A 25,611-nucleotide genomic window follows, 5' to 3' on the forward strand; every position below is an offset into this window, starting at 1 on the left:
GGGAGGAATTATTCGCGAGGGAACCGCTTATTTCTTCTGAGCGGCGGGAGACTGCAGCCAGTTTTTAAAGCTAATGGCACCGAGGCGGGCGCCGTCATTTGGAACCAGCGTCCGGTCGTCGATCTCGACTTCGAAATAGCGGGCGCGCGGGTCAGCGACGACGGTGCGCGGATCGTTGGTGGCCTTGAGGTAGCGCGCGATGAATTCATTCATTGGTGCGCGCTCGGGGCCGGCGATCTCGATCATGCCGTTCACCGGTTCGGCCAGCGCGGTATCGGCCATGGCGTCGGCGACGTTGTCTGCTGCGATCGGCTGGAATGCCCCCGTCGGCACGCGAACATTCGTTCCCTCGGTTGCCGATTGGGCGATGGCCGCTACGAATTCGAAAAACTGGGTCGCATGGACGATCGTGTAGGGAATTCCTGACTTGCGGATATGCTCTTCCTGACGCAGCTTGGCGCGGAAATACCCCATCGTCTGCATACGGTCGGTGCCGACGACCGACAGTGCGACGTGATGGCGAACGCCGGCTGTCTTTTCTGCGGCAAAAAGGTTGCGGCCGGCTGCTTCGAAGAATTCCATGGCGACTTTTTCTTCGAAGGAGGGTGAGTTTGCCAGATCGATCACGACCTGGGCGCCGGCCAGAGCTTCGGCAAGGCCTTCACCAGTGACGGTGTTCACACCCGAATTCGGAGAGGCGGCAAGCACCTCATGTCCCCTCTTGCGAAGCCGTTCGACGGTCTTCGAACCAATGAGGCCCGTGCCTCCGATGACGACGATTTTCATGTTCGATCTCCTGGTTTCAAGTTGATGACGGGATTAAGAGATTGCCTGCGGGCGTTACCTCGCCGAGGCTGCTTCCTCGATCAGCGAGGCGATTTCCTTGGGATGCGAGACCATCAGGGCATGCGAGCCGCCCTCGATGACGACGGTCTTCACCGCATGCGCACGCTGCGCCATAAAGCCCATCACAGCCGGCGGGATGTTGCGATCTGCGGTGCCGTAGATCGCGTAGGACGGTAGTGTCTTCCACGAGGCGACGCCCGACGGTTCGGCCAATGCGGCCTGCGTGATGGGGCGCTGGGTGGCCGCCATCAGCCGCGCCTCGTCCTCGGGCACATCGGCGGCGAATTGATCGTGGTACCGCTCCTGCCGGATGTAGAGATCCTGGCCACCGTCCGGCAGCGCGGTCGTCGTTAGCGCATCCGCCAGGGTGCTGCCGGGAAATTTGCCTGAAAGGCGCGCGCTCGATTCGCCGGTGTCCGGGGCAAAGGCGGCGACATAGACCAGCGCCTTCACGTTGGAATTTCCGTTGGCCGCTTCGGTGATGACCGGTCCACCATAAGAATGACCGACCAACACGACCGGTCCCGGGATCGAGCGGAGAACGCTTGCGACTGCCGCGGCATCACTCGTCACGCTGCGGAGCGGGTTGGCGGCTGCGATTGCCGTATAGCCGTCCTTGGCAAGCGCCTGAATTACGCCGTTCCAGCTCGATGACTCGGCAAATGCGCCGTGTACCAACACGATCACCGGCTTCGCCCGAGGTTCCGCAGCCTGTACCGACGTGGCAGCTGCCGTGCCGATCGTCGCAGCAAGTGCCAGAATATTGATGATATCGCGCATCTGATGTCTCCTGTTGCGGCCTTTCGACCGAGCAGGAGAATGCGTCACGGCAGGCCGCCGGCCTATCGAACAGAGGCATCGACCGTCTAGTCCCAGAGTACAGGTAGGATAGATCGGGTGATTAGTTGCCCCGCTCGCCTCGGTGCAATCGCCTCCCGCTGCGAGCGTCCAAGGTACGCCAGTGACAGGCGCCATAACCCTTGGAGTGAACTCGCAGCCTTGAGAGGCCCACGAATGGCAAAAACATGTCGCGGCGCTATGCGCCGAGAGCCGTTGTTTTCGAAAGTGATAAACGCAGGGCGCGCGAAGACGGTGATGCCGCAAGCTCAGGCTTGCGGCGCCTCGCGAAGGCTGGAAGGCAGTGAATCCCAAGCGCGAATGAGTTCGCCAACAGAAATAGTCCGCATCTTGCGCATCACATTGCTGCGGTGGAGTTTCACGGTGATCTCGCTGATTCCAAGCTCGAAAGCGATCTGCTTGTTCAGGCGGCCGCGCGCTACCTCGCGAAGCACCTGGCGTTCACGCGGCGTCAGGGTCGCGAACCGGGTGGTTTGCTGATAGATGTTTTCTGCCTGCGCCCTCTGCTCTACATCCCGCTGGATGCCGGCAATCACGGCGTCCAGCAGCGTCTGGTCCCGCACTGGTTTCGTCAGGAAATCGACGGCCCCGGCTTTCATGGCCTGCACGGTCATCGGAATATCGCCATATCCTGTAAGGAAGACGATGGGTTTCGTGATCCCGCGCGTTGACAGCTGGTTTTGCAGGTCCAGGCCGCTCGCGCCTGGCATACGGACGTCCAGCACCAAGCAACCGGGCCGATCAGGAAGGCCCGCGTTTAGCAACTCGCGAGGCGATGGAAAACAGGCGACGTCGAGGCCGACGGATTCCATAAGCTCCCGAAGGGAGTGGCGAACATCTTCGTCATCATCAACGACAAGAACCAACGGACTATCTGTAGCGACAGTTGAGCTAGCCATCGTGTCACCTCCCGGAACAAAGGATTGCGGACATGATGACGCATGGCTCGCTAGCCCCATCGCACTCCGGGCGGATACGTACCAGCGAGTGAAAAATGCCGTTGCGGGTCAATATGAATGTATCCTTCATCACTCTACATCCCCATCTCCCAGAGAGGCCGCATCTCCAACCTCGTCAGCCGCAATTCATAGTCCTGGTCCGCCTTTATCTCGGGACTACGCCCCATCTTCCGCCGCAAGCCCACGGCCTCGGTTCGCCGCCCTATCGGCAAGCCACTTGCGAACATCGCTCGAGAATTCCGGTGGCGCCTTGCGCTCCACGTCCCCAGCGATATTGGCCAGCGTCTGGCTCGCAAGCGAATCCCGCATCGCCTTCTCCGCACGCAGCATCACCGCATGGATTGCGCATACGCCTTTCGTCGCCCATGACGGCGGCCGCTCCCGATATACGGCACAGCGGCCGCGAATCTCCTGGCAATCGAACAAGGGCTTACTGCCTTCGATTGCGTCAACAACCTCCAGGACGGTGATGTCCCTGGGCTGCTTTGCGAGCAGGTATCCCCCTTTTACGCCTTCCGATGCGGACACGATCCCCGCTTTTTCCAGCTTCGGAAATATCTTCGCCAGAAAGCTCGGGGAAATTCCTTGAAAATCAGCCAGATCGCGGCTGCTGAGCGGCGCCTCGGGCGAGCTCGCCAACCACAGGAGACAATGCAATCCGTATTCCACGCCTGCCGTCATGTGAGCCATAACGCAGACCCTAATAGTCCGCGTTATACTTGGCAAGCATCAATTTGGGCCTCACCGCGAAGTGCAGCCAAAATCGATCAGCGATCCATCGCAATCTATGGGAAGGAAATGGGATCCAACGATCTTAAACCCTCGTTTGAGAGTGCATCCACGAAAACGGCCATTATCAGCGACGTCGTCGCAATGCATTGTCGATCTCTACCACGCACCACCTCCCCCATTCTGGTGGTGCACGCGCTTGAGAGACTGAGATGGCAAATACTTCCCATCCGATCGAGACCACCACTGCCGCCTCAATGGCCGGCCCGCTGTTTCTATTGGCAGGCTCAACGGTTATCGTTTTAACGGACGCGTTGGCAGGAACTGCACTATCCATGGCTCGCCTCGACATGATGGGGGGTACGCATGCATCCGCCGACGAGTTCGCGAAGCTGGACTATGGCTATACTGCCGCCAAACTCATCGCCTTCTCACTCACGCCTTGGCTAGCGGGACTGCTCACCCTTTACCGATGCGTCGTGATGGCAGGAGTTGTGATGACGGCTGCCTGCTTCGGTGCAGCCCATATCAACGATCTTGAACTCCTATTTGGTCTTCGGCTTCTCCAGGGCATGAGCGGTGGGGTATTGTTAACTGGCACGCAGGCGCTGCTGTTTCGGTCTTTTACCAGAAAGCACCAGCCAGTTGTCCAGAGCATCTATGCGGTCGGCGCAGTCGTCGCTCCAGCCACCCTCGCCCCTTACATGCACGGTTGGCTACTCGACAGGATCGACTGGTCTTTCATCTTTCTTTGGTCGGTTCCCTTCGGCATTGCGGGGATCGCCATGTTGGCGCTATCACCTCATTCTCAGGAGGTGCAAAGCAAGAGAGTGCGGTTCGACCTGGAAGGCTTGCTCCTGTTCACGGTTGCCGCGTCCTCCTTTACCTACGTCCTCAATCAAGGCAACCGGTGGGACTGGTTCAACGATCGCACCATCGTCATCGCATCTGCCGCCGGGTTCGCGGCTCTCGGCCTGCAACTGATCCGCCAGTTTTGCGATCAGCCGTTCGCCACGATCTTCAATTTTACTGTTTTCCGAAACGCCAATTTTGCATTTGGAATCGTCGCCAGTCTGGCAGCCGGTTTTGCGCTGCTCGGAAGCAGCTTCGTCATACCGTCGTTTGCCGTTTCCGTTCTCAAGATGACCCCGGTTGCCGCTGGCAGTCTGTTGCTTCCAAGCACGCTGACGTTCATCGGCTCACTTTTTCTGACGGCGTTTTTGATCCAGAAGCTCAACTTGCCGGGCATTGTTACTGTCCCCTTCGGCATACTGGGTTTAATGTTCGCAATGTGGCTTCTCTCAGCCTCCAGCGGTGACAGCGGCATTACCGATATGACCCCTGCGATCCTGATACGAGGCCTTGCTCTTGGCTTCTTGTTCCTATCGATCACGCTCGTTACGCTCATGAGCCTGGATGAGTCACTTCTCCTTTACGGAGTCGCCTTGTTCAACATCGGCCGCCAGGTCGGTGGTCTGGTCGCAATATCTTTTCTGCAGACCTTTATCGAAGACCAGACCGCTTACAATCGCGCCGTGCTGGCTGCGCATATTCACCCGGGGAGTGAAGAGGTGATCGCGCGTATCGGCTCGGTTAGCAGGCTTCTCTCAAACCACGGGCTGGAATTCGACCTCGCTGACAAAACGGCAGTGTCGCTGATCAGCAAACAGGTCGCCCTGCAAGCAACGACGATAGCCTTCGACACGGCCTTCTTCGCCATCACGATCTTCTTCCTGGCTGCAGCGCCTTGTTTGATCCTGTGGAAGATCGCACTGGGCCGCATCCATCCTGCAAAGGACCGCGCCTGAAACAGCTTTGCTCCATCCATCCGTCGCCGGTGACCGGTGCGTTGGAAGCCCAATCGCTACCCTGCGAACTGAGGCAATTTCGAAAGCCGCTCAGCCAGCAGGTCTATGAACAACCTCACCTTGGTGGGCAGGTAGTTGCGATTGGGAAAGGCAGCGCTAAGAGCAAACTCTACGCCCTTATGGGCCTTCATGATGTGGACAAGCCGTCCGGCCGCGATTTCCTCACTGACGACAGGTGCTGGCGCAAGAAATATCCCGCGCCCGCGTAGGGCGAGATCAAGGAGCAGGTCTGCACTGCTTGAAACGACATTGCCCTTCACCTTCGCCTCAACAACAGCCCCTTGGGGACCGATAAAGCGCCATAGATCGCCGTAAGCGTATAGGGAATATTGCAGGCAGTTATGCCCGAGCAGATCGCCCGGACTTTCAGGTTCTCCATGTCGTTCGATATATTCCGGGGCGCAGACTGGAAGGTGCCTCCACGTCGCCAGCTTCCTTACGATCAAATTGGCTTCCGGCATGATCATGCGGATCGCCAGATCGTAGCCGGCGTCGATCATGTCGATCATCCGCTCGCCGACATCCAGGCTGATGGTAACCTGGGGATGCCGCTCCAGGAATTCATCCGTGATCGGCCCCAGGCTCTTTATCATGGAGGAGTTTGTATAGATTCGCAGCGAGCCGCGAGGCATAGAAGAAAGGGCAGCCGTGGCTTCGTTCGCTTCTTCGAGATCCATCAAGATTGCAGAGGAACGATCGTAAAAGAACTTTCCTGTCTCGGTAACGCTTACCTTCCGCGTCGTTCGCTGCAGCAGCCGGACACCGAGACTATCTTCCAGCGCTTGTATGTGATTGGCCACCATCGTGGTTGACATGTTCAACTTGCGCGCCGCGGCGGAGAAGCCACCTGTTTCCACAACCCGACCGAAGACCTCGAGACTCTTCAACCTATCCATCGGTCCTTACCTTACACCTGTGCTTGATAATCCTTTTACATCTTCCCTCATTATCACGATCAAATTTTGCAGGCATCTATTCCGTCGAACGGGTGGACGGTCTTTCGTCTGCCACGGTGAAGGAGTTGGAAGATGGTTGAGTTACCGGGCGCGAGAGCTTTTGAGGCCAAAGAGCCCGAGGAGAGCTTGCGCATCGTCGCCACGACCGAGTCGGTAGTTCCTGAGCCTCCCAATGCCGGCGCCCCAGCGCGCAAGTCCGCCAAACGAGGAGCGGTGCGGACGGGAATTCTCGCGATCACCCTTGCCGCCGGAGCTGCGATCGGAGTCGATACCGGATATAGGCACTTCGTTGTCAACCGCTACGTCCAACAGACCGACAATGCCTATGTGAAAGCTGACTTCACCACGGTCGCTCCCAAGATGTCGGGATACATCAAGGAAATTCTTGTCGAAGACAACGACACGGTAAAGGCCGGCCAGCTTATTGCCCGCATTGACGACAGGGACTTCCAAATCGCACTCTCTCAGGCAAAGGCTGATCTCGAATCTGCGGATGCCGCGATCAGGAATGTCGACGCTCAGATTGCTCTGCAGCACTCGTTGGTCGAGCAGGCGGTAGCCGCTCTGAACTCGTCCAATGCTGCCTTCGCCTTTGCGCTGGCGGAAGCCGACAGATCAACCAAGCTGATTATGAACGGCGCCGGAACCCGATCCCGTGCCGAACAAAGCGCTTCGCTGCGCGATCAGGCGGCCGCCGCAGTCAAACGCGACGAAGCAAATGTTATTGCAACCCGAAATAAAATTCCCGTGCTGGAATCACAGAAAGATCAGGCTGTGGCCCAGCGTCACCGCGTAGCGGCTCAAGTGGCGCAGGCGGAGCTCAACCTTTCTTACACGCAGATTGTGGCCCCCGTTGATGGCACGATCGGCGCGCGGACACTCAGAATCGGTCAACTCGTAAATGCCGGCACACAGCTGATGGCAGTCGTCCCGCTGGATGCGATTTACGTCGTCGCGAACTTCAAGGAGACCCAAGTCAGCGATATCCATCCTGCTCAGCCGGTGACGATTAGGGTAGACAGCTTTCCCGGTATTGAAATCGGCGGGCGAGTGGAAAGCCTCTCGCCCGGAAGCGGTTCTGAATTTTCTCTCCTCCCCGCCGACAACGCTACAGGTAATTTCACGAAAGTCGTCCAGCGGGTTCCTGTGAAGATAACGATTGATGACAAGACACTCGCCGGACGCCTTCGCGCCGGTATGTCCGTTGTCCCTCGTGTTGATACCCGAGACGGCCGCAACGATTTCTGGGATCACTGGATATTGCAATCGAACTAGAGCGATATGTTTTAAGCCCGTTCATCTCCAGCCTCCTTGAAGTAGGCTGCACACGCTTGCGGGGGCGATGGCTTTAAGAATTTGACGCACTTCGTCATGGATTGCGCTCGACTGGGCGAGGCCGAGGAAAATCCGACGGCTGCGCCAAAGAAAGGCCTCGCATCTTTAGCTCGAGATTCCGACGAACTCTTTTTTCGCCGCAGTCTGTCGAGTGATCTCGATAAAGTCGATTACGGTTTTCGATTTTTCCTCCGCATGCCAAGCAACCAGCAGTTCGACTTCTGCAGGAATATCGTTGAGACGGCGGTAAACCACATATGGGCTTGGGTTGTGAGCCAGCCAGGATGGTGCGATCGCCACACCGACGCCCGCCGCGACTAGGGTTCCGATTGCTAATGTGTGCGAGACTTCCTGCACGATCACCGGATAGACCCCTGCGCGGCGAAGTGCGTCCATGATTGCGTGATAATAGCTCGCGCCGACAAGCGGCGCATAGGTGATCAGCGGCTCACCGGCAAAGTCCTTCACTGTCAGGTCGTCTTTCTGGGCCAGCCGATGGTCTTTCGGCAGAACCGCCACGAAGCCCTCCTCCAGAATATGTTCCGTTTTCAAGAAGCCAGCCGGATTGGTCGAACGGATGAATGCGACCTGGACCTTGTTGCTCTGCAGCAGTTCCAACTGCTGCGCTGTTCCCAGGACCTGCACATCGACCGTCATCGCCGGATAGAGTTTGCGAAAGTCGGCAATGACAGGCGGCATGACATGCGATAGCGCCAAATGGACTCCGCTGACGCAAATCGTTCCGCTGTCCTCGCCGGAAATGGAACGCGTATGCGTGACCGCCCTGTCTATGCCGCCCAGGATTTCCTGTGCGTGACGCAGGAATATCTCACCCGCCGGCGTGAGCTTCACACGGCGCGTCGTGCGGCGAAAGAGCCGGGTACCGAGCCGCTCTTCGAGCTGGCGGATCTGCTGGCTGAGAGGTGCCTGGGCCATGCCGAGCTTGTCGGCCGCGCGGCTGAAATGCAGTTCTTCCGCCACGCATGCGAAATAGTGGAGATGACGAAATTCGATGCCGTATTTCATATTTCATACATATCAATGATCCCGCGATTTTGTAATAGATAATAATCTATTCCCGTGATTAGCTTTCGAAAAAAATGACATAAAAATTGGAACAGCTGGGGTCGCCAGGCCCCGAAACGGGGCATTTATGACGCGTTTCTGGTTGCTGAAGATTCTGCGGACCGCGCTGACGCTCTGGTTCGTCGTGACGTTCACATTCGTGGTCTTGAGGACCTCCGGCGACCCGGTCGTCGCACTTGTCGGGGCCGACGCCACCCCGGAGGAAATCGAACAGTTCCGTGCGCTCTGGCGCCTCGATGACCCGCTATGGGTCCAATACTTGCGCTACGTCATGCAAATGGCGATCGGCGAGTTCGGCGTTTCCTATCGCGACGGTCGCGAGGTGATCGACATCATCGCCGAGCGCATCCCCTGGACGCTGATGCTCGGGCTCTTCTCCTATCTCGGTGCCATCCTGATCGGCGTTCCAGCGGGCATTGTCGCCGCCATCAAGCGCGGCTCGACTTTCGATAATCTCATCATGGCCACCGCAGTCTTCGGCTTCGCGCTGCCGAACTTCTTCCTCGGGGTCCTTATGATTCTGCTCTTCTCCCTGAGTCTGCAATGGCTTCCGAGTTCGGGCACGGGCTCCATCTGGCACCTGATCATGCCGGCGATCACGCTCGCCACGTTCACGGCTGGCACGCTCGCCCGCTTCACCCGCTCAGCCATGCTGGAAGTGCTCGACAGACTCTATATCCGGGCCGCCGCTGCAAAGGGAGTAAGTTATTGGAAGCGCATCATCTTCCATGCCCTGCCGAATGCCAGCATTCCCCTCGTGACGATCATCGGCCTCAACCTCGGCGAATTGATCGGCGGTGCGATCGTGGTGGAGACCGTCTTCGCCTGGCCGGGGGTCGGTCGCCTGCTGGTGACCGCCGTCTCGTCCAGGGATCTGGCGGTTGTCCAGGGTCTCGTCCTCATCATGGCCGTCACCATGGTGCTCGCAAACCTGGTGGTCGACCTGCTCTACGGCCTGCTCGATCCCCGCATCCGCGTACAGAATTGAGGACAGAAGGATGAAGCACATCTCTCCCATCCTCGTCCTTGCCATTACGGTGCTCGTCATCGCCGTGCTGGTCGCGATTGTCGGCAACGTCTTCACGCCCTACGGCATGTCGCAGCAGAACCTGCTCGCGCGCCTCAGGCCACCGGCTTTCCTCACCGGCGGCAATCCGGATTTTCCGCTCGGCACCGACCGCATCGGCCGCGACATGGTGGCAAGGGTCATCGCCGGACTGCGGATGTCGCTCTCGGTCGCGATCGCCGGCACGATCATCGGAGCGGTCTTCGGCTCCGCGGTGGGCTTCATCGCCGCACATTTTAGGGGATGGGTGGAAGAAGTTCTGATGATGCTCGTCGACTTCCAGGCATCGCTCCCCTTCATCCTCATCACCTTGACGCTGCTTGCCTTTTTCGGCAACAGCATGACGCTCTTCGTGATCCTGATGGGCCTGTTCGGCTGGGAAAAATATGCGCGCCTCTCCCGCGGCGTGGTCCTGTCGGCGATCAGCCAGCCCTATGCCAAGGCGATCGTCGCACTCGGCGCAGGCAACGGCCGGCTTTATCTCAAGCACGTCCTGCCGAATGTCGCGAGCGCGCTGATCGTGCAGGTCACCCTGACCTTTCCGCAGATCATCCTTCTGGAAACCTCGCTCAGTTTCTTAGGCCTGGGCATCCAGCCTCCACAGACGAGCCTCGGCCAGATCCTCGGGGACGGACGCGACTACCTGTCGACCGCATGGTGGATCTCGGTCGTGCCCGGATCGATCATTTTCCTCGTCACGCTTTCGATGAGCATCGTCGGCGACTGGTTGCGTGACCGGCTCGACCCGATGCTGCGTGTCAGAACCGCATGAATAGAACCTTATAATCATAATAGGAGAAGGTGGAACCATGTATACCAGACGCGAAGTGGGAAGTCTCATTCTGGGAGCCGGTGCATTGTCGCTCGCCGGCCGCATGCCGCGGGCCAATGCCGCGGACCGGCCATCGCTGACGATCGCCGTCGACAATCTCTGGGCCAATATGGCGACGATCAACGGTATCTCGACCACGTCACGCCGCATCTTTCCGAATTTCTACGACACGCTCGTCGACCGTGACTATATCAATGATGAGAACGGCCTGCTCTTCGCGCCGAAACTTGCGACGAAATGGGAGCAGAACGGCAATGTCTGGAGCATCCAGCTGCGCGAAGGCGTGAAATTCCACGACGGCGCCGAGATGACGTCGGAGGATGCCGTCTTTACCTTGTCGCCCGAGCGACTATGGGGGCAGAAGCCGTTCGAACCGCGCGGCAAGACTTTCACGGCCGGCTTCAAGCGGGTCGAGGCGACTGGCAAATATACGTTCGAGATCGAAACCGAGCGTCCCGATCCCAACATTCCGGCAAAGCTGACCGGCTATATCGGCTTCGTCGTGCCGAAGAAATACTACATGGAAGTGGGCGTCGACGGCTTCGGCCAGAAGCCGATCGGCACGGGTCCCTACAAGGTGACGACCTTCCGTTCCGGCGAGATCATGGTGCTGGAGGCCTTCGACGATTATTGGGACGGCCCGCCACCGGTCAAGCAGATCTCCTGGAAGATCGTGCCGGAATTCGCCGCCCGCATGGCAGGCCTCGTCTCGGGCGAATTCGACTTCATGGTCAACATCCCGACCGATCAGGAGAAAACGCTGGAAAGCTACAAGGGCGTAGTGCTGAAGCGCGTGCTCGCCGACAACTATCCGGCCTTCGCCTTCAACACCCGCCCCGATCCGGAAGACAATCCGCTGGTCGACGCCAATCTGCGCTACGCCATGGTCCAGGCGATCGACATGGATTCGATTGTCCAGGCGCTGTTCAACGGCACGACCGAACATCCGGCCGTTCCGTTCAACTTCAAGGAATACGGCAAGTTCTATGATCCTGACTTGCCGGTGAAACTGCCCTACGACGTCGCCGCCGCCAAGGCGCTGGTCGCCAAGACGAAGTACAAGGGCGAGAAGCTGCTCTGGCACATCACTCGGCAGTTCTATCCGAACTACGAGGCGGCCGCCGAAATCATGGTCGAGCAATGGCGGGAGATCGGCGTCAACGTCGAAGCACAGGTGCTCGACAATTTCGAACTCGTCTATCGCCGCCCGTTCCATCTCATGAACATGTCCATGAGCTCGGACTTCATCCCCGGTGATCCCTACCAGCCGCTCTGGCTCGACTGGGGCCCGACCGCATCACGCTCGACGGCCAACTGGAAGACCTGGGATCCGACGCCGGAATTCGTCGAGCTCGGCAAGAAGTTCGACGCCACGACCGAATTCGAGGAGCGCAAGAAGGCCTATCTGGCGCTTTCGGAAGAATGGCAACGCGTGACGCCCGGCTACTACCTGTGGAAGAGCGTCTACAACTGCGCCCACCGTGCCGGCATCGAATTCAAATACAAGCCGAACGGCGAAATGCGCATCTACGGCGATTACTTCAAGTTCGTATGATGGCCAGGATACGCAAGCATGCGCTGAAGGACATGACGTTCGCGGAATTCCGCGAGCGTCTTTCCGAAAAGCCGGTCATCCTGTTGCCCTTCGGCAGCCAGGAGGAACAAGGCCCCCACGCCCCGATGGGTGATTTCATGCTGACCGAGGCGGTGGCGGGACAAGTGGCGGAAGCCTCCGACGCGATCGTCGCGCCGACCATTCCCTTCGGTTATGCGGATTTCTTCAAGACCATAGCGGGTGGCATCCAGTTGCGGCCTTCGACGTTTTCGGCTGTCGTCGAGGATACCGTGACCGCCTTCCTCGATCACGGTATCGAGCATATTCTGATCCTGAACGGCCATACCAGCAACGCACCGCTCTTCGATCAGACACTTCGCCGTATCCGCACGGAACGCGGGGTTTCAATCCCCTTCGTCAATCTCTGGCAATCGATCCCCGACGTGCTCTGGAAGGAATTGCACGGCAGTTCCGTCGCTGCTGCGCGCGGCCACGGCGGCGAGCCGCTGACTTCCATCTACCTGCATCTCTTCCCCGAACTGATGCGCATGGACCTCGCCCGTCCATCTGTGCGCGCCAAGGCGTTCGGCCTCCCGACCGGCGGCGTCAACAACATACAGTTCGAGGGCATGCCCGTGCATGTGCAGATGAACTGCCACGAGGTGAATGCCGACGGCATGCTGGGCGGTGATCCGTTGCTCGCCAGTGCGGAGAAAGGCGCAAGAATGGTCGAACATCTTGTTGGCTTCTGCGCCCGCTTCGTCGGACATATGCGCGGCTGCGACATGCGCTCGCCAACCGCCTTTGCACCTCAAGACACAAAGGCGGCCTCATGAGCAGCGAGCGACTTTCGATCGAACATTTGAACGTGCCGCTTCCGGAAGGCGCCGATCGGCGTTTTGCGGTCGAGGATCTGTCGCTGTCAGTGAGCAAGGGCGAAATCCTCTGCATCGTCGGCGAATCCGGTTCCGGCAAATCGCTGACGGCGCTTGCCACTATGGGCCTCCTGCCCCGCAACCTCGGGCAGCCGACCGGCCGAGTGATGTTCGAAGGCACGGACTTGCTGACCATCGACGATGCGACCCGGCGCAGCATCACCGGCCGGCGCATCGCCATGATCTTCCAGGAACCCATGGCAGCGCTGAACCCGATCTTCCGGGTCGGCGAACAGGTGTCGGAAACCTTCCGTATCCACACGAAACTATCGCAGGCGGAGATCCGCAGGAAGGTGATCGACCTTTTCCGCGAGGTGCAGCTTCCCAATCCGGAGCAGATCTACCACTCCTATCCCCACCAGCTTTCCGGCGGCCAGTGCCAGCGCGTCATGATCGCTACTGCGCTCGCGCTCGATCCGTCGGTTCTGATCGCCGACGAACCGACGACGGCGCTCGACGTCACCACCCAGGCGCAGATCCTCAAGCTGATGCTGGACCTGCGCGCCAGGCATGACACCGGCATCATCTTCATCACCCATGATTTCGGCGTTGTGGCGGAAATCGCCGACCGCGTCGCGGTGATGCAGATGGGCTGCCTCGTCGAGATCGGCACGCGCGACGAAATCCTCAATCACCCGCGTCAGGATTATACCCGCCGGCTGCTCGCATCCGTACCGACGCTGACGCCGCGCAAGGAGCGCCAAGGGCTCGGCGATCCGGTGCTGATCGCGAGGAACATCATGAAAACCTTCACCCGCTCCGGCCTGTTCGGCGGCGGCCGCACCGTGAAGGCGGTCGACAACGTCGACATCACCATCCGCCGCGGCGAAACGCTCGGCCTCGTGGGCGAATCCGGCTCCGGCAAATCGACGCTTGCCCAATGCGTCATCCGCCTGGTGCAGCCGGAAAGTGGCGATATCCTGATTTCCGGCGGCGATTTCGCCGAACTCTCCGGCAAGGCGTTGCGCGAAGCGCGCCGCAAAGTGCAGATCGTCTTCCAGGATCCGTATACCGCCCTCGACCCGCGCGAAAAGGTCGGCGATGCGATTGCCGAAGGTCCCATCATTCATGGGCTCGATCGCAAGGCCGCCATGGCCCGCGCCCTCGACCTCCTTCAAGCCTGCGGACTCGACAGGGCCTCGGCCAGTCGCTTCCCGCACGAGTTCTCTGGCGGCCAGCGGCAGCGCATATGCATCGCGAGAGCGCTTGCAGTCGAGCCAGAGCTTCTAATCGCCGACGAAAGCGTCTCGGCGCTCGACGTCTCGGTGCAGGCGCAGGTGCTGAAACTGCTCGCCGACATGCAGGCCCGGCTCGGCTTCGGTATCCTGTTCATCACTCACGATCTGCGGGTCGCAAGCCAGATCTGCGACAACATCGCGGTCATGAAGAACGGGAAAATCGTCGAACGTGGCGACCCGGCTTCGCTCTTCGGCGCGCCGAAGGAAACCTACACCAAGGAACTGCTTGCCGCCGTACCCGGCAAGGGCTGGCAACATCACGCGGCTGAAAACGAGGCCGGAGAATCCATGCTCCGGAAGGAAGCGCCATGAAGAAATACCACATCGGGCCTGTGCCGAAACAGGTCGACGCCGAACTCATCCGGAAATTCGAGAGCGTCGAGGTCGCGACGATCGGCCATTTCCGCCATCGCGGGTTCCTGCGCCATTCGATCACGCCGGTTGTCGAACCGAAGAAGACATTGGTCGGCACGGCGGTGACGGTCGCGATCCCTGCAACGGATTCGACTCTTCTCCATCATGCCGTCGGCTTGCTGCGTCCGGGGGATTTCCTGTTCGTCGACCGGCTTGGCGACGACCGGCACGCCTGTATCGGCGGCGGGGTTGCCTTTGCCATCAGGACGGCCGGTGCGATCGGCGTTGCGATCGATGGCCCGTGCACCGATGTCGAGGAAATCGTCGAACTCGGCATGCCGCTCTGGTGTCGGGGCGTCTCCGGCATCACCACACGGCTCAACGACCTCGGTGGGTCGCTCAATCTCCCCGTTTCGTGTGGCAACGTACCGGTCCTGCCGGGCGATGTCGTGGTCTCCGACGCGAGCGGCATCGTGGTTATCTCCGCCGATGAAGCGGAAGAAGTCGCGGAAGAGGCAATGGCGCGGCAAGCCCGCGCCGGACGCAACAAGCACAGGATCGAGGCGGGCGAAAAGCTCGGCGATCTTTCAGGCGCAAGCCGCATGGTGGCCGCCGCGCTGGAGAGCCAATAATGGAAAACCCGCAATATAACCATTTGCGCGTCGAACGCGGCATCTATCGCAAGGTGGCCGGCGTCAGCGAACATGGTGTCGTCACGTCACAACATTATGCGGCAGCCGAGGCAGGCGCTGCGGTTCTTGCCGCTGGCGGCAATGCCGTCGATGCGGCGGTCACCGCCGCCTTCACGCTTCAGACCGTCGAACCATGGATGACCAGCCTCGCCGCCTGCGGCTACATGCTCATCGCCGAGCCGGACGGCAAGGTCGAGGTGGTCGAGTTCACCGGACGCGTGCCGTCCACTTTCGATCAGGAGTTCTACAAGCCCGATCCGACAATCAGGACCTTCATCGGCCACCCGGCCTCGATCGACAACCGCAACGTCCGGGGCTTTACCGCTGCCGTCGTGCCGGGCTGCGTGCGCGGTTTTGCCGAGGCGCTGAAACGCTATGGCACGATCGGTTTCGACAGGGCTCTGGCGCCCGCGATCGAACGTGCCCGCAAGGGCATGTATGTTGACTGGCACACGACGCTGGCGGTCGCCATTGCCGAAGGCGAGCTTGCCATGGACCCCGGCACGCGCTCCATTTTTCTGCCCGGCGGCCACGCGCCCGAACCGGGAGCGACGCTGCCGCTTGAGCAACTCACACAGACGCTGGAACAGCTCGCCAACGAAGGCCCAGACGCACTTTATGGGGGTGCGATCGGCGAGAAGCTCGTTGCCGATCTGAATGCCGGTGGCAGCTCGATCACGCTTGCGGATATGGCGAACTATGCGCCCCTCCTCTATCCATCGCGGACCATGTCACTGCAGGGGAAGACGGTGCATGTGGCCGGAGAAACCAGCGCCGGCCAGCGGCTCTTCGACGCGCTCGATCACTTCGACAGGAAGCGCGGCAGGGGGCCGGTCGACGCCGGTTTCTTCACGGCCATGGCCGAAGCGCTGTGGGAAAGTTTCGGCGCCCACCGCAAGCGCCTTAACCCGGCCGAGACGAACGGCAAGACCAGCACGACGCAGGTCAACGCAGTTGACCATGAAGGCCGAATGGTGGCGATCACCTTCACGTTGCTCAACCGGTTCGGCGCCCGTGCCCTGTCGCCTTCGACCGGTATCCTGCTCAACAACGGCATGTCCTGGTTCGATCCGACGCCCGGCCGCGCCAATTCGCTGAAACCGAATGCCTATGCGCCGAGCAATATGTGTCCCGTGGCGATCACCGACGAAAACGGTTCATTCGCCGCCTATGGCGCTGCTGGCGGCAACCAGATCGTCCCATCGCTGACCCAGCTGACCGGCATGATCGTGCATGCGGGCCTTGATATCGAGGACGCGATGAACACCCCGCGCATGACGACAGGTCCGCATAGCGACATCATTTTCAATATCGACATGCCTGCCGATCAGATAGAGGCGCTCGAAAAGATCGCCAAGATCCGGCCGGCGGCAGCGGTCGTCTATCCTCGCCCCTTCGCTGCGCCCGGCATGGTCGGCCGTCGCGGAGCATCGTTCGTCGGAATGCCCGACATCACTTATCCGGCCGCTTTCGCTGCCACAGCCTAAACGAGGCTCTCATGTCGGACCCATTATTTGCAGCCGTTGAGATAGACGGCGTATTGAAGATTATTCCGCCGACCGCGCCGGCTGTCCCGCTTGTCTTCGATTCACCCCATAGCGGACTGACGATCCCAGATTTTGAACGGACGGTCTCCGACGAGTTGGTGCGGGTTGCAGCTGATACCTACGTGGACGATCTTTTCGGCTTCGCACCCTCGATAGGTGCGCCGTTGCTTATCGCCCTGTTCCCACGCAGTTTCCTCGATCTCAACCGATCGGTGAGGGACGTCGACGTCGAAATGATCGAAGGTGAATGGCCGCACCCGACCCGCGACAGCGCCGCCGCCCGTCGGGGCATGGGGCTTGCCTGGCGTTACGCCTGGGGCGATACGCCGATGTATGGCCGCAAGTTAACCGTGGAGGAGCTCGAAGAGCGGGTCGAAACCTACTGGCGCCCCTATCACCGAGAGATCGTTCGGCTACTCGACGAAACCTACGCCACCTTCGGCAAGGTCTATCACGTCAACTGCCATTCCATGCCCGCGATCGGCCATGTGCTTTCACCCGATCCACCGGGCACGGTCCGCAAGGATGTGGTGGTCGGAGATTATGACGGACAGTCGAGCGAGCCGGATTTCGTCAACCTCGTCATCGAGACTCTAGAAGGTCTCGGCTACTCGGTTTCGCTGAATGTCCCCTTCCGTGGTGCAGAGCTCGTCTCCGCCTATTCTGCCCCGGCGAACAAGCGCCACAGCATTCAGATCGAGTTGAATCGGAAGCTCTACATGGACGAAGATACGCGCGAAAAGAATGCCGGCTATGCAGAGCTCAAGGCCAATCTCGCGCTCTTAGGCACGAGATTGCGCGAGTATGTTACGACTTTGGCTTAAGTCGGATACCGCAATGCAATTCTGTTCTGAATGCGACTTTCGAATTTTCCGCCTTTGAAGAGAAATCCAACCCCATCATCGCCTCTTGTAGCAGGAGCAGACCGCTCAACAGAAGAAAGCTATGGCCAGGAGCACCCGACGCTGGAGGCAGCTCCCTTTCCGTGAGCAATTCTGCAAGTCCATTGCAATCCCGCCCGACCCGACCACCCTCCCTGCATAAGGGTGTTCCCTCATTCCTTACCAAACCCTCATGCGATCTGGACGACATGCCCGTGTGAGACCTCTCGGTATTCGCGCTTGGGCGGCACATAGTTGACGGGGCGGATCGGGCTCTTGATCTCGTCGGTCGACATGTTGCGCTTGATCCGGCGGCGTGACGGATCGGGCACCGGCACGGCCGACATCAGCTTCTTCGTGTAGGGATGCTGCGGGTTCTCGAAGACCGCTGCCCGCGGTCCGATCTCGACGATCTCGCCAAGATACATCACCGCCACCCGGTGGCTTACACGCTCGACCACCGCCATGTCGTGGGAAATGAACAGGAAGGCGAGGTTGAGGCTCTGCTGCAGGTCGAGCAAAAGGTTGCAGACCTGCGCCTTGATCGACACGTCGAGCGCCGACGCCGCCTCGTCGGCGACGATCACCTTCGGGTCGAGCATCAGGGCGCGGGCGATCGCCACGCGCTGCCGCTGGCCGCCCGAGAACTCGTGCGGAAAACGCCGCATCATGTCGGCGGACAGGCCCACCTTCTCCATCAGGCTCGCCGCCTTGTCGCGCGCCTGCTGCTTGGTACCGAGACTGTGCTCGATGAACGGCTCCATCACCGCCGAGCCGACGCTCATGCGCGGGTTCAATGAGGCGAACGGGTCCTGGAACACCATCTGGATCGACCGCCGCATCTGCCTCAGCGTCGACTGGTCGAGCTTCATCACCTCGTAGCCGTCGAGCGTGACGTCGCCACTGGTCGGCGTGATGAGGCGGGTGACCGAGCGGCCGGTCGTGGACTTGCCGCAGCCCGATTCGCCGACGAGCGACAGCGTCTCGCCCTCGAACAGGTTGAAGGAGACCTTCTCGACCGCATGCACGGCGCCGCTCTTGCGACCGAACAGGCCGGAATGGATGTCGAAGCGCGTCGTCAGGTCCTTGACGTCGAGGATCGGCGTCTTGCCCTTGGCGACCGTGTCGGTGACGTCGGCAAGCGGCTGCTGCTCGCCGGTTTTTATGTCGATGATCGGGAAGCGCAGCGGCAGCCTGCGGTCGCCCATCGAGCCGAGCCGCGGCACGGCCGATAGAAGTGCGCGCGTATAGGGATGCTTGCCGCGATGAAAAATGTCGCCGGTCTCGCCCGTCTCGACCGCGTCGCCACGATACATGACGATGGTGCGGTCGGCGACCTCAGCCACGACGCCCATGTCATGGGTGATGAACAGCACCGACATGCCCTCCTCTTCCTGCAGCAGCTTGATGAGGTCGAGGATCTGGCCCTGGATCGTCACATCGAGCGCCGTGGTCGGCTCGTCGGCGATCAGAAGCTTCGGTTTCGAGGCGAGCGCCATGGCGATCATCACCCGCTGCCGCATGCCGCCGGAGAACTGGTGCGGATATTCGTCGTAGCGGCTTTTGGCATTGGGGATGCGCACCTTTTCGAGCAGGCGCACGACCTCCGCCTTGGCGTCGGCCTTGGAAATGTCCTTGTGGACGGTGAGCGCCTCGGCGATCTGCTTGCCGATCGGGAAGATCGGGTTGAGCGAGGTCATCGGCTCCTGGAAGATCATCGAGATCTCGTTGCCGCGCACCTGGCGCATCTGTTCTTCCGGCAAGGACAGGAGTTCCCTGCCGTTGAGAAATACCTCGCCTTCGATACGGCTGGAATTCTTCGGCAGGAGCCGCATGATCGACAGCGAGGTGACGCTCTTGCCGGAGCCGCTCTCCCCGACGATCGCCACCGTCTCGCGCGGCGCCACGTCAAAGGAAATATTGCGCACCACCGTGCGCCATTCATCGTTCACACGAAACGACGTGGAAAGGTTCTTCACCGACAGCACCGGCGTCACCGAACTACCAGTCTGTTCCATTGCAGTGCCAGAAAGCACCGGGTTACCATGAACCGCCCGCAGAGGAATTGCTGGCAGATGCCTATTGTCTTGAACAACTGTCATCGCCCGCTCCTCGTCTTCGGATCGATCGCGTCACGCAAGGCATCTCCAAGAATGTTCAATGCGAGCACGGTCAAGAGAATGGCAAGCGATGGGAAGACGACCAGCCACCATGCGCTCAGGATATTGTCGAAACCTTCGCGGATCATGCCGCCCCAGGTCGCGGCCGGCGGAGGCACGCCGAGGCCGACGAAGGCGAGCGAAGCCTCGGTACGGATCGCCGAAGCCATCCACAGCGACGCGACGACGACGATGTCCGACAGGATGTTGGGGAGGATATGGACGCCCATAATGCGCAGCGGCGAAAACCCCATGGACTTGCCCGCCTCGATGAATTCTCGTCGCTTCACCGCGATTGTCGGAGCTCTCGCCACGCGCACGAAGGGAGCCGTCTCCGTGATGGCGATGGCAATCACCAGGTTTTCGAAACTCGCGCCCAGCATTGCCGCGACCATCAAGCCGAGCAGCAGCGTCGGAAACGACAGCATCACGTCCACCAGCCCCATCACCAGCTGATCGAAAACGCCGCCGATATAGCCCGCCACGATCCCCAGAGCGGAGCCCACGACCATGGCGATCAGGACGGAAAGGAAGCCGACCGAAAGCGATATCCGCGCCCCATGAAGAAGCCGCGAGAGCACGTCGCGACCATAGCTGTCCGTGCCCAACCAGAATTCGGCGGAAGGCGGGCTTAGCCGGTGCAATATGTTCTGCTTCAGCGGATCGTCGGGCGCGATGGCCGGCGCCAGGAGGGCGGCCAGCAGGATGAGAGCCAGCAGCCCGATACCGATCCAGGAAAACCGGTTGCGGCGCAGTGCCATAAGAATGGGATTTGCCTGCCGTTCCGCCGTGGTCAGGGAAAAAGTCGCGTCCGTCATTTTGCGTAGCTCACTCTGGGATCGACAAGGGCGTAGACGAGGTCCGTGACCGTGTTGACGAGGATCACGAAGGTCGCGAACACCACCATCAGCCCCTGTAGCATCGTGTAGTCGCGCGACTGCAGCGCGCCGAGGATAAGTTTCCCCAGCCCAGGCCGCGTAAACACGATCTCGGTAAGAACGGAGTTGCCGATGAGGGTGCCGAAATACAGGCCGACGACAGTCACGATCGGGATCAGCGCGTTGCCGAGCGCATGCCGCAGGATCAGCCTCGATGGACGCACACCCTTGGCGCGGGCGGTGCGGATATAGTCCTCGCCCATCACGTCCAGCATCGAGGAGCGTGTGACGCGCGCGATATAGGCGGTCATGATCAATCCGAGATTGAGGGCGGGCAGGACGAGATTGCGCAAATGATTGATCGGGTCGGTCGTGGCGCGGCTCATCACCGGCAGCCATTGCAACCAGACGGCAAAAGCCAGGAGCATCAGGATCGCTGAAACAAATCCGGGGAACGACAGCCCAAGCAGGGACAGAAGCCGACTGGTATAATCCGGCCACTGATTGCGCCAACATGCAGCGACTATGCCCAGAGGAATCCCGAAGAGCGTGCCGATCACAACAGCGGCAAAGGCCAGTTCGAGGGTATAGGGCAGCACCAGCGCCACCTCTTCCAGGACACTTCGTCCGCTAACGGAAGAGCGTCCGAAATTGCCGCTTAGCATGTCGGTGATGAAGCGCAGATACTGCATGGCGATCGGCTGATCGAGGCCGAGTTCCGCGCGCAGCGCCCGCAAGGCCTCGTCACTCGCCCGGTCGCCAAGCATGGCGACCGCCGCGTCACCCGGTACCAGGCGGACCAGGATGAAGACCATAGTCAGCATGGCAATCAAGATCGGTATCGCGAGAAGAAGTCTTCGGATGGCATAGTGCATCATGCGGCAGCCCTTTCTGCGGCGACGCGGTTTGTGTCAAAAGCAGCAAGATCGTGTTTCGTGCGGCCCTCGCAGACGAGATCGGCCAGGACGCGGCCGACCGACGGAACCAACTGGAAACCATGGCCGGAAAACCCGAAGGCGTGGACGAGGCCCTCGACCCTGCGGGAAAAGCCGATCACGGGCAGATGGTCCTCGGTCATCGCCTCCATGCCCGCCCATGTCCGCACGATGCGCAGCCCACCAACCGTGGGGAAAAGACGGACGGCCGCCTTGACCGAGCTTGCCAGCGCTACGACATCGACTGTCGCGGACTGCCTGTCGGCAGCGAGCTTGCCTTGCGAGCCACCGCCGATCAGAAGCGTGCCCTGCGCAGTCTGCTTGAAGGACAATTTCCGCCCTAAGGAACTGACGACCGGCCCGATACGTGCCACCGTGCGCTCCGTCACGACCATCATCGACGTGCGGATTGCATGATGCAACGGGTCGCCCGCCAGTGCGGCGACCTCCGCGGCCCATGCGCCGCCCGCATTGACGACCACCTTCGCCTCGATCGAACCCTGAGAGGTTTCCGCCCGCCAAAAGTCCGAACGCCGCGTCAAAGCGGTGACCTTGCATTGCTCCGTCATGCGCACCCCGGCCGCCAAAGCGGCATCACGGAAAGCGCGGATCGTTCGGTGCGGATCGGCCGAGCCGTCTGCGATTGCCCAGGCTCCGCCCAGACAATGCGCGGAAAGGTCCGGCACCAGCGTCCGCAATTCATCAGGTTCGACCATGCGCTCGTGGGTGAAACCTTTTGCCTGCAGCCGCTCGACGCGCGCTTTCACCGCCGAGAGCGCCGCCTCGTCCTCGGCGACCTGCAACTGGCCGCAGGCGACAAAGCCGCAATCGTCGCCCACCAGTTCGCTCATCCGGTGCCAGTCTCCCGCCGCTTCCAGGCTCAACGGCAGCTCGGCGGGATGCCGCCCAAGAGTACGCACACCGGCCGCCGTGGCGCCCGAGGCATGTCGACCGAGAAAATGCCGTTCAACCAGGGTGACCGAAGCCCCTCGCCTGGCCGACTGCAATGCAGCCGAGAGGCCGTGCAGACCGCCGCCGATCACGAGGATATCGGCATTCATCCGGCCGTCTCCATATCCTCGAGGGAGGCGATCTCTGCAAGCGTGATCGGCTTGAGCGGCGGGCGGATGTTGAAGAATGCCACCTCGCCTGCCGGTACGCCGTGGACCTCCGCCAGAAGTGCTTGAACCGTATAGCCGCACTGCCGCCCCTGGCAGGGTCCCATCCCGCATCGCGTCGCGGCCTTCACCGCGTTCGGATCGGGCACGCTGGCGCGGGTGACCGCCCGGATCGTCCCCGCCGTCACTTCCTCGCAGCGGCATACGATGGTTTCGTCCGGAAGCCTTTTTCGAGGCGGAGGGTAAAGGGCATCGAGAAGCGGCCGCAAGGCAAGCGCACGGGCACGTCGGTCATCGAGCAGGGCCTGACGACGGCGCTCTTCCACATCGCCGCCTTTGCCAAGACGCGCCGCAATTCCAAGCGCGGCGATTTCACCGGACACCATCGCGGCCGACCAGCCGCCAATCCCGCCTGCATCGCCGGCAACGAACAATCCCGATCGGCTGGTCTCTCCCCAGCAGTCCAGCCTCGGTGCGAAATACCCCTGACCAGCTCTCCAATCGTGGGCGCAGCCGAGGGACAGCGTCTCATGAATACGCGGCACGACACCTTCGTGGACAAGCAGCACGTCGGCTTTCACCCGCTCGCGCTTGCCGTGCCTGCTCCACTCGATATGTTCGAGGCGCCCCTCGCCTTCGGCGCGCAGATCCTTGCCGTCTCGGACGATATCGACCTTGCGGCGAAGCGTGCGAAGCCAGCCCGCGCCCTTCGCAAGTCCCGCCAGGTCGCGCCAGGCTCCGGGCAGTTTTTGCAGCGCGGCCAGACCCGGCCGGCCGGCCGTGTCGAGATAACCAGCAAGCCGTCCCCCCAGGTCAAGGGCCTGGGTGGCGTAGAGCAGTGGCAAGGGTCCCGCCCCCGCAATCCAGACGCGGCCCTCAGGCAGCATCCCACCGGATTTCAAGAGGATCTGGGCGGCACCAACCGTCATCACTCCAGGCAGGGTCCAGCCAGGGAAAGGCACAGGCCGCTCCTGGGCCCCCGTCGCAAGCAGGACAATTCGCGCGGAAACGCGGCGCGCGCGGCCGCCAGACGTCAGGAATACGCTCCAACCCTCCTCGATCTGCCATACCTGGGTCTCGGGCATGTATTCGGCTTCCGATGCCCGGAACGCCTCAACGAGCGCGAGGCCTTTGCGGTAATCCTCTCCGAGAGCCCGGAAGAACGGACCGGACATATTTCTTTCGACCCCTCGCCAGATCTGGCCGCCGGGCGCCGGCTGTTCATCAACGACCGCGACCGCCAGGCCGTCTCTGCTCAACTGCACTGCAGCGGACATGCCGGCCGGCCCGGCGCCGACGATCAGGACATCATAGGTCATCGGGCAATCTCCCTGGGGCCACGCTGGATATCAATGCGCATTCCCGGCTTCACCGGAACCAGGCACCCCTGCGTGGAGGCGATGCCGTCGACGACGGCCAGACAGTCGAAGCACACCCCCATCTGGCAATAGGGAAGCCGGGGCTTGCCGCTTACCGGCGATATCCGGCCTGCATTGGGAACGCGCAGCAATACGCTGGCGACCGTTTCGCCATTCCAGGCGGGTGTTTCGACTCCATTCACCACGACCATCATATCCGGCGCTGCCGCCGACCCCTCAAGCACACTTCTGAACATTGAATCTTCCATTGGAAAAGGCCGCAAGGTTCTGCGGCAACCGCCCTTCGGCCATGGCAGGTCCGACGATCGCCGCATGCGCCGCCGCAAGCGTCACGCCGGAATGGCAAACCGCCGCAAAAAGGCCGGCATGGCGGGTCGACTCGGCATAGATCGGTGCCTTGTCAGGCGAAAGTACCCGCAATCCGCTCCACTGGCGCACGAGCCGGACAGACCCGAGCGCCGGGATGATACGTTGCGCCCGCCGCGCAAGCTTGATGGCCGACTGCATCGTCACACCCGTATCGAACGCCTTCTCGTTCGTCGTACCGATCATCACGGTACCTTCCGCGGTCTGCCGGAGCCCGCTTGCCGGAAGCGGCAGCATGGGTGCCAGGCGCTCGGTCACGAGAATCTGCCCGCGTTCGGCATGCAGCGGCACGACGAGGCCGAGAGGGTCGGTGAGGCCGGGTGTGGCCAGGCCTGCCGCAACGATGACGCGCCGAGCCCGGATGTTGCCTTGCGGGGTATCGACCTGAAAACCGCCCGATATGGGTTTGATCGCGGTGACGGGATTACGGAACCTGACCTGACCACCGAGTGCCGAGACAGCACCCAGCAAAGCCGCGTAGAGCTGCAGCGGGTTGGTATGGCCGTCCAGTTTGCAGTAGCTTGCGCCCACGACGGCATTGCCCAGGGTAACGGCCGGCAACATTCGCTCGAGCGCAGGCCGCTCGAGCATTTCGGTGTAGGCTTCCGTCTGCCGGTTGTGCGTCCGCTCTATGAGAGCCGTGCGAGCCTTGTAGTCGGCTTCGCTCAGACAGAACGCCAGCCCTCCCCGGCGGGAATAATCAACGCGCGATCCGGCCGCTTCGGCCAGTTCCTCCCCGAAGGTCGGCCACAGATCGGAACTTTGCAGCGTAAGATCCGTGTATGCCGGCGTATCGGAACCTTTGCCCTGAACCCAGACGAGGCCGAAGTTTGCGCGGGCTGCGCGCAGGTCCCGATCCTTCCCATCCAGTACCAGGACCTTGTGCCCCTTCCGGGCAATGCCATAGGCAAGTGCCGCGCCGACCACTCCTGCGCCGATGATGATGACGTCCGCGTCCAATTCGATCTCCCTCAGTTCTTGTCATGGTCGCCAAGTGCCGGTAGAAAGTCAAAGTCGAATACTTTGTGTCACTATTCAT

General features: G+C 60.9%; 23 protein-coding genes. 10 read left to right on the forward strand and 13 right to left on the reverse strand.

All coding sequences use genetic code 11. The features are described 5' to 3' along the window. Window positions 1-27: 27 nt before the first annotated feature. The 4 genes from QEO92_RS13890 to QEO92_RS13905 all read right to left on the reverse strand — a co-directional run bounded on the left by QEO92_RS13890 (window position 28) and on the right by QEO92_RS13905 (window position 3,353). A complete protein-coding gene (locus QEO92_RS13890; protein WP_227703455.1) occupies window positions 28-786 on the reverse strand; it encodes an SDR family oxidoreductase in 759 nt (252 codons plus the stop codon). A gap of 54 nt (window positions 787-840) precedes the next feature. Next, window positions 841-1,608 (reverse strand): alpha/beta fold hydrolase, encoded by a 768-nt coding sequence (locus tag QEO92_RS13895; protein ID WP_407722093.1) that lies wholly within the window; start codon window positions 1,606-1,608, stop codon window positions 841-843. 344 nt (window positions 1,609-1,952) lie between these two features. Next, window positions 1,953-2,603 (reverse strand): response regulator transcription factor, encoded by a 651-nt coding sequence (locus QEO92_RS13900; RefSeq protein ID WP_037148381.1) that lies wholly within the window; start codon window positions 2,601-2,603, stop codon window positions 1,953-1,955. Window positions 2,604-2,819: 216 nt separating this feature from the next. Then, a complete protein-coding gene (locus QEO92_RS13905; RefSeq protein ID WP_037148383.1) occupies window positions 2,820-3,353 on the reverse strand; it encodes an RrF2 family transcriptional regulator in 534 nt (177 codons plus the stop codon). 251 nt (window positions 3,354-3,604) lie between these two features. Here QEO92_RS13905 and QEO92_RS13910 point away from each other — a divergent pair, with 251 nt between their 5' ends. Further along, a complete protein-coding gene (locus QEO92_RS13910) occupies window positions 3,605-5,200 on the forward strand; it encodes an MFS transporter (protein WP_227703457.1) in 1,596 nt (531 codons plus the stop codon). A gap of 56 nt (window positions 5,201-5,256) precedes the next feature. Here the strand turns inward: QEO92_RS13910 and QEO92_RS13915 are convergent, their stop codons facing one another. Beyond that, the gene (locus QEO92_RS13915; protein ID WP_227703458.1) at window positions 5,257-6,156 is read right to left on the reverse strand and encodes a LysR family transcriptional regulator; all 900 of its coding nucleotides are present in this window, start codon (window positions 6,154-6,156) and stop codon (window positions 5,257-5,259) included. A gap of 132 nt (window positions 6,157-6,288) precedes the next feature. On the opposite strand from QEO92_RS13915, the gene QEO92_RS13920 reads away from it, so the two are divergent. Beyond that, entirely contained in the window at window positions 6,289-7,491 is a 1,203-nt protein-coding gene (locus QEO92_RS13920; RefSeq protein ID WP_227703459.1) for an HlyD family secretion protein, read from the forward strand. A gap of 165 nt (window positions 7,492-7,656) precedes the next feature. Here QEO92_RS13920 and QEO92_RS13925 read toward each other — a convergent pair whose 3' ends face one another. After that, on the reverse strand, window positions 7,657-8,577 hold the full coding sequence (locus QEO92_RS13925) for a LysR family transcriptional regulator (RefSeq protein WP_227703460.1): 921 nt from the start codon (window positions 8,575-8,577) through the stop codon (window positions 7,657-7,659). A 127-nt stretch (window positions 8,578-8,704) separates the two neighbouring features. Between QEO92_RS13925 and QEO92_RS13930 the strand changes: the two genes are divergently transcribed. Genes QEO92_RS13930 through QEO92_RS13965 form a run of 8 tightly spaced genes read left to right on the forward strand, consistent with a single transcriptional unit; the run spans window position 8,705 to window position 17,680 of the window. Next, window positions 8,705-9,625 (forward strand): ABC transporter permease, encoded by a 921-nt coding sequence (locus tag QEO92_RS13930; RefSeq protein WP_037148391.1) that lies wholly within the window; start codon window positions 8,705-8,707, stop codon window positions 9,623-9,625. Window positions 9,626-9,635: 10 nt separating this feature from the next. Then, on the forward strand, window positions 9,636-10,475 hold the full coding sequence (locus QEO92_RS13935) for an ABC transporter permease (RefSeq protein ID WP_227703461.1): 840 nt from the start codon (window positions 9,636-9,638) through the stop codon (window positions 10,473-10,475). A gap of 37 nt (window positions 10,476-10,512) precedes the next feature. After that, window positions 10,513-12,090, forward strand: coding sequence for an ABC transporter substrate-binding protein (locus tag QEO92_RS13940; RefSeq protein WP_037148394.1), 1,578 nt, complete (start codon window positions 10,513-10,515; stop codon window positions 12,088-12,090). Further along, window positions 12,087-12,926, forward strand: coding sequence for a creatininase family protein (locus QEO92_RS13945; protein ID WP_037148396.1), 840 nt, complete (start codon window positions 12,087-12,089; stop codon window positions 12,924-12,926). The genes QEO92_RS13940 and QEO92_RS13945 overlap by 4 nt, the downstream gene beginning before the upstream one ends. Next, window positions 12,923-14,575 (forward strand): ABC transporter ATP-binding protein, encoded by a 1,653-nt coding sequence (locus QEO92_RS13950; RefSeq protein WP_037148398.1) that lies wholly within the window; start codon window positions 12,923-12,925, stop codon window positions 14,573-14,575. The genes QEO92_RS13945 and QEO92_RS13950 overlap by 4 nt, the downstream gene beginning before the upstream one ends. Beyond that, the gene (locus tag QEO92_RS13955) at window positions 14,572-15,249 is read left to right on the forward strand and encodes an RraA family protein (RefSeq protein WP_227703462.1); all 678 of its coding nucleotides are present in this window, start codon (window positions 14,572-14,574) and stop codon (window positions 15,247-15,249) included. The genes QEO92_RS13950 and QEO92_RS13955 overlap by 4 nt, the downstream gene beginning before the upstream one ends. Then, window positions 15,249-16,796: a gamma-glutamyltransferase gene (locus QEO92_RS13960; protein WP_052182759.1), complete on the forward strand. Its 1,548-nt coding sequence runs from the start codon at window positions 15,249-15,251 to the stop codon at window positions 16,794-16,796. Before QEO92_RS13955 ends, QEO92_RS13960 begins: the two co-directional genes overlap by 1 nt. Before the next feature lie 11 nt (window positions 16,797-16,807). Then, complete coding sequence (locus QEO92_RS13965) at window positions 16,808-17,680, forward strand: N-formylglutamate amidohydrolase (protein ID WP_227703463.1); 873 nt, start codon at window positions 16,808-16,810, stop codon at window positions 17,678-17,680. Window positions 17,681-17,928: 248 nt separating this feature from the next. Here the strand turns inward: QEO92_RS13965 and QEO92_RS13970 are convergent, their stop codons facing one another. The 7 genes from QEO92_RS13970 to QEO92_RS14000 form a co-directional block, all read right to left on the reverse strand. Next, entirely contained in the window at window positions 17,929-19,755 is a 1,827-nt protein-coding gene (locus QEO92_RS13970) for an ABC transporter ATP-binding protein (protein WP_227705165.1), read from the reverse strand. Between the two features lie 80 nt (window positions 19,756-19,835). Beyond that, the gene (locus QEO92_RS13975; protein ID WP_227703464.1) at window positions 19,836-20,714 is read right to left on the reverse strand and encodes an ABC transporter permease; all 879 of its coding nucleotides are present in this window, start codon (window positions 20,712-20,714) and stop codon (window positions 19,836-19,838) included. Further along, window positions 20,711-21,652, reverse strand: a complete 942-nt coding sequence (locus QEO92_RS13980) for an ABC transporter permease (RefSeq protein WP_227703465.1) — start codon at window positions 21,650-21,652, stop codon at window positions 20,711-20,713. Before QEO92_RS13980 ends, QEO92_RS13975 begins: the two co-directional genes overlap by 4 nt. Further along, window positions 21,649-22,770, reverse strand: coding sequence for an NAD(P)/FAD-dependent oxidoreductase (locus tag QEO92_RS13985; protein ID WP_227703466.1), 1,122 nt, complete (start codon window positions 22,768-22,770; stop codon window positions 21,649-21,651). Before QEO92_RS13985 ends, QEO92_RS13980 begins: the two co-directional genes overlap by 4 nt. Further along, window positions 22,767-24,146 (reverse strand): FAD/NAD(P)-dependent oxidoreductase, encoded by a 1,380-nt coding sequence (locus QEO92_RS13990; RefSeq protein ID WP_227703467.1) that lies wholly within the window; start codon window positions 24,144-24,146, stop codon window positions 22,767-22,769. Before QEO92_RS13990 ends, QEO92_RS13985 begins: the two co-directional genes overlap by 4 nt. Beyond that, entirely contained in the window at window positions 24,143-24,442 is a 300-nt protein-coding gene (locus QEO92_RS13995) for a (2Fe-2S)-binding protein (protein ID WP_037146470.1), read from the reverse strand. The genes QEO92_RS13990 and QEO92_RS13995 overlap by 4 nt, the downstream gene beginning before the upstream one ends. Next, window positions 24,423-25,532, reverse strand: coding sequence for an NAD(P)/FAD-dependent oxidoreductase (locus tag QEO92_RS14000; protein WP_081952702.1), 1,110 nt, complete (start codon window positions 25,530-25,532; stop codon window positions 24,423-24,425). Before QEO92_RS14000 ends, QEO92_RS13995 begins: the two co-directional genes overlap by 20 nt. Window positions 25,533-25,611: the final 79 nt, after the last annotated feature.

This window comes from Neorhizobium petrolearium, assembly GCF_029854435.1.
In the GTDB taxonomy this organism is placed as follows: domain Bacteria; phylum Pseudomonadota; class Alphaproteobacteria; order Rhizobiales; family Rhizobiaceae; genus Neorhizobium; species Neorhizobium petrolearium.

Excerpts from the sequence above, each read along its gene's own strand:
- QEO92_RS13960 (WP_052182759.1), top strand. The coding sequence starts at position 15,249 with ATGGAAAACCCGCAATATAACCATTTGCGCGTCGAACGCGGCATCTAT.
- QEO92_RS13970 (WP_227705165.1), bottom strand. The coding sequence starts at position 19,755 with ATGGAACAGACTGGTAGTTCGGTGACGCCGGTGCTGTCGGTGAAGAAC.
- QEO92_RS13980 (WP_227703465.1), bottom strand. The coding sequence starts at position 21,652 with ATGATGCACTATGCCATCCGAAGACTTCTTCTCGCGATACCGATCTTG.
- QEO92_RS13950 (WP_037148398.1), top strand. The coding sequence starts at position 12,923 with ATGAGCAGCGAGCGACTTTCGATCGAACATTTGAACGTGCCGCTTCCG.
- QEO92_RS13920 (WP_227703459.1), top strand. The coding sequence starts at position 6,289 with ATGGTTGAGTTACCGGGCGCGAGAGCTTTTGAGGCCAAAGAGCCCGAG.
- QEO92_RS13955 (WP_227703462.1), top strand. The coding sequence starts at position 14,572 with ATGAAGAAATACCACATCGGGCCTGTGCCGAAACAGGTCGACGCCGAA.
- QEO92_RS13900 (WP_037148381.1), bottom strand. The coding sequence starts at position 2,603 with ATGGCTAGCTCAACTGTCGCTACAGATAGTCCGTTGGTTCTTGTCGTT.
- QEO92_RS13905 (WP_037148383.1), bottom strand. The coding sequence starts at position 3,353 with ATGGCTCACATGACGGCAGGCGTGGAATACGGATTGCATTGTCTCCTG.
- QEO92_RS13935 (WP_227703461.1), top strand. The coding sequence starts at position 9,636 with ATGAAGCACATCTCTCCCATCCTCGTCCTTGCCATTACGGTGCTCGTC.
- QEO92_RS13925 (WP_227703460.1), bottom strand. The coding sequence starts at position 8,577 with ATGAAATACGGCATCGAATTTCGTCATCTCCACTATTTCGCATGCGTG.
- QEO92_RS13915 (WP_227703458.1), bottom strand. The coding sequence starts at position 6,156 with ATGGATAGGTTGAAGAGTCTCGAGGTCTTCGGTCGGGTTGTGGAAACA.
- QEO92_RS13940 (WP_037148394.1), top strand. The coding sequence starts at position 10,513 with ATGTATACCAGACGCGAAGTGGGAAGTCTCATTCTGGGAGCCGGTGCA.
- QEO92_RS13990 (WP_227703467.1), bottom strand. The coding sequence starts at position 24,146 with ATGACCTATGATGTCCTGATCGTCGGCGCCGGGCCGGCCGGCATGTCC.
- QEO92_RS13945 (WP_037148396.1), top strand. The coding sequence starts at position 12,087 with ATGATGGCCAGGATACGCAAGCATGCGCTGAAGGACATGACGTTCGCG.
- QEO92_RS13985 (WP_227703466.1), bottom strand. The coding sequence starts at position 22,770 with ATGAATGCCGATATCCTCGTGATCGGCGGCGGTCTGCACGGCCTCTCG.
- QEO92_RS13890 (WP_227703455.1), bottom strand. The coding sequence starts at position 786 with ATGAAAATCGTCGTCATCGGAGGCACGGGCCTCATTGGTTCGAAGACC.
- QEO92_RS13995 (WP_037146470.1), bottom strand. The coding sequence starts at position 24,442 with ATGTTCAGAAGTGTGCTTGAGGGGTCGGCGGCAGCGCCGGATATGATG.
- QEO92_RS13965 (WP_227703463.1), top strand. The coding sequence starts at position 16,808 with ATGTCGGACCCATTATTTGCAGCCGTTGAGATAGACGGCGTATTGAAG.
- QEO92_RS13930 (WP_037148391.1), top strand. The coding sequence starts at position 8,705 with ATGACGCGTTTCTGGTTGCTGAAGATTCTGCGGACCGCGCTGACGCTC.
- QEO92_RS13910 (WP_227703457.1), top strand. The coding sequence starts at position 3,605 with ATGGCAAATACTTCCCATCCGATCGAGACCACCACTGCCGCCTCAATG.
- QEO92_RS13975 (WP_227703464.1), bottom strand. The coding sequence starts at position 20,714 with ATGACGGACGCGACTTTTTCCCTGACCACGGCGGAACGGCAGGCAAAT.